A 5323-nucleotide genomic window follows, 5' to 3' on the forward strand; every position below is an offset into this window, starting at 1 on the left:
GAAATGGCATTATTCAATTTCTGAATGGTAGTAACAATTAATTTATTATTACCCGTCATTTGACTGACAAGGGTTTTAGTATCAGTCGTAGAATCAATACTTCCTTTGCTAAAACTATTAAATTCTTTTGCTGTTTGGTTATCTAAATCTTTACGATCTACCACAAAAACCACTTTATGAACCTCAGGAATACTGGTTAATATTTGAGCTGTTTTAAAAGAAGTTAAGGTTTTACCACTTCCTGTGGTATGCCAAATGTAGCCGTAATCGGTTGTGGTTTTTACTTGATTAATAATAGATTCCACCGCATAATATTGATACGGACGTAAAACCATTAAGGCTTTTTGCGTTTCGTTCAATACAATGTACTGCGTAATCATTTTTGATAAATGACACGGATTCATAAAATCATCTGCAAACTCAGCTAAGTTTGTAATCAGCTTATTTTCTTTATCTGTCCAGTAAAATGTTTGCTTAAACGAACGATCTTTTACACGACCATTGCAATAGTATTTGGTATTTACCCCATTACTAATAACGAACAACTGAATAAATTGAAACAACCCAAAACCAGCACCGTACGAATGTTTTTGATACCGATTGATTTGATTAAACGCTTCTTTTAGTTCTAAACCTCTACGTTTTAATTCTACTTGTACCAAAGGCAAACCATTGATTAAAATGGTCACATCGTAGCGGTTGTCGTAATTTCCTTTCATAGAAATTTGATTCGCTACTTGAAATTCGTTTTTACACCAATTTTTACTGTCAATTAACTGTATGGTTTTATTTTCTCCCAATTCATTAACGTACGGAATACGAGAACGTAAGGTTTTAGCTCGCTCAAACGTATTGCCTTTATTGATGTAAAGGAGTATTTGGTTTAATTCGGTATCTGAAAGTGTTACTTTGTTGTGCTTTTCAATTTGTTTTTTGAAATTAGCCACTACATCGGTTTCGTGTTTTAAGACGATACGTTCGTAACCCAATTGTACCAATTGATCGATTAAATTATTTTCGAGTAGTTGTTCTGGTTGTGCGTTCATTTTTGTTAAACATTTGTTTTTAACAATACTATGTTGTACTTTTGTACTACAAATACGTCTTTAAATAATTAAAGAAATAAAGGATTGGGGTGTCCCCGGTCGAGCAAAAGCCTATCATTTTGATGGGCTTTTGTTTTTAGGGAAAAATCTTTAACCCATACATTCTTCCGTTTTTATTATATATTTTACCTTTAAGAATATCAAAAGCAGGATTCGCTCGTTTTTTATCTATCACATATCTGGCAATAGGATACGCAATTAAATCAGACAATTGTAAACCGTTACTATTTTCTTTTTTTGATTTAAACGTAATCTTTAAATTAACTTCTTGCAATCTGTCCGAAGAAACATAGGTAGTTCCTCTTGCTCTTAATCGCTGAAAATGTTCATCTAACTTTTTATCTTCTTTTTTTCCTCGTTTTTCAATTACTATTTCTAATTCTTTATCAACACCTTTAATTTCATCTAATGAAAATATGGTACGTTCTATAATAAACGACAAAGCCAATTCATAAACATCATTAGAAAGTTTTCCGTAAGTATTGATGTATTTTTGTTTATTGATGGCGGATGCTAAAATTCTATATTTTGAATTGGAGATTACATCATTAATCATTTCGTAAAAGTTCTTCTTCAATTCAAGATCAAACAAAATTTGAAATTCTTTTTCACACTTTCTAATATCCCTTGAATGTAATATAACATCTTTTCCTTTCCAAAATTTAGTTTTTATTGCGTTGATATTATTTCTTATATCAAAATAATTATCCTCGCTAGTAAGTATAGCACAAAGTAAGAAAACAGGGAAAGAAGGATCAAGATTTACTAAACCATGATCTCCACTTTCGTCTATAAACAAATAATATTTTTTCATACTTACTTTTATTATTACTTACACAAACATTTGCTGTAACATGGCTTTTTTAAAGCTTTGGGTTTGCGTTATTTGCTCGTTTACTTTTTCTATATTTTCATCTATTGCCGACAAGAAATTGGCAATTTTTTGTTGTTCTTTTTCAGATGTAGGCAATTTGTATTTTTTACCATTTAAAAAATCTTCATTATTAATATTCATTGTATTTTTTGCTCCTTTTTGAACCAATGGTATTAAATAATTAAATGTTTCTACTTCTGAAAGAAATAAATCATGCAATAGCATTCCTAAATAAATAGTTTTAGGTTTAAAAACTGCATAAAGTGGTGAAAGAACTGCTGAACGATTTAATTTATTTTGTTTAATAATACCAAATGGAAATCCACTTGTTGGACTCTTTGTATAAACTACATCAAAAGGATTTACAACTTTATAATGTTCTATATTTTCAGCAGAATAAGATCTCCCTAAATGCTCAATTTGATTTATAACACCTTTTTCTTTAGCCACTGATACTACTTCAGTGTATTTGTAACCTTTATTTTTCTCTTTATGCTCTAATAAAATATCTTTTAATTGAAAACTCTCCCAATCCGGAAAATCATTTCCGTTATTGTCTTTAAAACGAATTTCTTGCGAAAATAACTTTTGCATCATGGCTTTTTTGTACAACGCCAATTGTGCTTTCTTTTCTTCTAATAAATTGATTTTATTATCTACCGTAGATAAATAATCGGCTATTTTTTGTTGTTCGGGGAGGGATGGTGATTTGTAATAAAAATTATTTAATTGTTCCAAAGAAATATTAGGTTGAGCACCAACACTCATATTCATATAAATATAATTTTTCATTTGTCTAGAAGACAAAATTTGTAAAATATAATTATGATTTACATTTTCCTTTAATCTAATAATAGCTAAAGCTTGATTAGTATTTGCTGGTAAAATTTCTTGTTTTACGTAGGCAACTTTACCAACTGTAGCACCAGCAATTGCAAAAAGAATATCATTTACTTTAAGTTGAGATCTTTTTAATTCATTTTCATGGGTTTCAGAATCAATATATACAAATTTTCTTTTATCAATATTAAAACCATCTAAAGATTCTAGTTTTACAAAATTAATTCCTTGATTATAAAATGATTTAGGAGTTGTTCCCTTTGTAATAAGTGAAGTTATTTCTTTAAGCTTAGTTTCATTCCAATCGCCCTCAAACTCAGGAAAACGTAATTTGGGTTGCAGTATATGTTGTTGTTTCATTTTGTTTTTTAATTAATTTTTACCTTTTAAGTTTTGCACTTCGACAAGCTCTGTGTGACAATCTTTTTTAGAGATGTTTCGACAAGCTCAACATGGCAGGCTCCACTTCGACAGGCTCAGTGTGACATTCTTCTTAGAGATGTTTCGACAAGCTCAACATGACAAATGATTAAAAAGGTGTGGGTATCTGTAATTCATCACAAAATGAAGCTAACTTTCTATCTACTTCTGATAACTCGGTATTAATAGCTTTTAAACGCTCGGTTACTTGGTTTACGTCTATAGCTTCTTCTTCTTCAAACGTATCTACATAACGTGGTATGTTTAAATTGTAATCGTTTTCGGCAATTTCTGCTAACGTTGCTATGCGGCAATATTTTGCTATTTCTTGTCGGTTGGCATACGCATCTACAATACGCTGTATGTCTTCGTCGCGCAATTTGTTTTGTGTACCCTCTTTTATAAAATTGCCTTCGCCACTGGCATCAATAAACACGATGTTATCGTCGGCTTTGCGGCATTTCTTCAATACCACAATACAGGTAGGAATACTGGTTCCGTAAAAAATATTAGCAGGTAAACCTATAATGGCATCAATGGCGTTCAATTCTTTAATAAAATATTCGCGAATAACGCCTTCGGCAGCACCGCGAAACAATACGCCATGCGGAAATACAGAAGCAACGGTTCCGTTATCGGCTAACTGATAATACATGTGCTGTAAAAAGGCAAAATCGGCTTTGGTTTTAGGTGCTAATTTTCCGAATTGGTTGAAACGAACATCAGATGCATTCAACGGATTGGCATCGCCTTTCCAATTTGCCGAAAAGGGCGGATTGGCAACAATAGCTTCAAAACGTTGGTCTTTGTGGCGCGGTTCTTCTAATGTATCGTCTTGCTCAATATTAAAACGCGAGTAATGCACGTTGTGCAAAATCATGTTCATTCGAGCCAAGTTATACGTGGTTGGGTTTAACTCTTGTCCGTAAAAATCAGCTACTTTGGTTTGTTTGGCTACACGTAACAGCAACGAGCCTGAACCACAGGTTGGGTCGTAAACCGAACGAATTTTGTCTTTTCCTAAAGTTACGATTTTTGCTAAAATGGTCGAAACTTCCTGAGGCGTATAAAACTCCCCAGCCGATTTTCCTGCTCCCGCCGCAAATTGTTTGATTAAGTATTCGTAGGCATCGCCCAAAACATCCGATTCGATATCTTCTAATCTAAAATCGATTTCGTTCAATTTGGTAAGAATTTCAACAATCACTTCGTTACGTTTATCAGGCGTTTTGCCCAATTTAGTAGAAGCTAAATCTACATCTTGAAACAACCCAATGAAATCTTCTTCCGATTCGGTTCCCATCGTCGATTGCTCAATGTAATTTAGGGTTTGTTCTAGTTCTTCGATAATGTAACTATTGGCACCTCTTTTAATAAGTGCTTCTAACAATTGCTCGGGAGCTAAATAAAAACCCAATTGCGCTAACGATTCTTCTTTAATCGCTTCTAAAGTTTCGACATCGGTAATATTTGTATATTCTTTTACGCCTTCATCAACCAATAACGTATTGGCGTAAAGATGTTGTTTTTCTGACAGGTATTTAAAGAAAATAAATCCTAAGATATAATTACGGTATTCATCTGCATTAATTCTTCCGCGTAGCGTATTGGCAATATCCCACAGTTTTTGTTCCAGGATTTGTTTGTTATTTTCTGACATTGTTTTTGTTTGTTTTGCAGTAAATATACAATTTCAAAATGTATAAAAACGTACAAAAATGGTGAATTATGGTAAATTTTGAGTGAGGGTTTACCCTACTTTACATCTTTATTAATTACATTCTTTGTTATTGAATGTAAATATGATTTACGAAAAAGACAATACATGACGTTTTGAATTAATTTGTGAAAATTTTAAAAAAGAAATAGTCATTTTGAATATTCCTGATTTGTATAAATACTACCAAAAGGAATTGATTCAAATTTTGGAAGAAAAAACAAAGACCTATTTAACTTAATAATATTCAGTTAAATCGAAACCTTTTTAATCAACTAGTTGAAGATGCTACATTCGACATATAATTAGTAAAGCCTCCGAAGTTGGAGGCTTTATTTAATATGCTTGAATTAGAACTTCGGAAGG

Annotated in this window: 4 protein-coding genes; all 4 read right to left on the reverse strand. The window is 32.0% G+C overall.

Annotation, left to right across the window (positions count from 1 at the left end; genetic code table 11):
* Nucleotides 1–1046 (reverse strand): type I restriction endonuclease (locus tag EG240_RS16040; RefSeq protein ID WP_148096369.1); only part of this gene is annotated, 1046 nt, incomplete at its 3' end.
* 136 nt (nucleotides 1047–1182) lie between these two features.
* Entirely contained in the window at nucleotides 1183–1920 is a 738-nt protein-coding gene (locus EG240_RS16045) for a DUF3800 domain-containing protein (RefSeq protein WP_125020343.1), read from the reverse strand.
* Nucleotides 1921–1938: 18 nt separating this feature from the next.
* Nucleotides 1939–3180: a restriction endonuclease subunit S gene (locus EG240_RS16050; protein ID WP_125020344.1), complete on the reverse strand. Its 1242-nt coding sequence runs from the start codon at nucleotides 3178–3180 to the stop codon at nucleotides 1939–1941.
* Nucleotides 3181–3349: 169 nt separating this feature from the next.
* Complete coding sequence (locus EG240_RS16055) at nucleotides 3350–4900, reverse strand: type I restriction-modification system subunit M (RefSeq protein WP_125020345.1); 1551 nt, start codon at nucleotides 4898–4900, stop codon at nucleotides 3350–3352.
* Between the last annotated feature and the right edge of the window lie 423 nt (nucleotides 4901–5323).

The organism is Paenimyroides tangerinum (assembly GCF_003865405.1).
Classification (GTDB): Bacteria; Bacteroidota; Bacteroidia; order Flavobacteriales; family Flavobacteriaceae; genus Flavobacterium; species Flavobacterium tangerinum.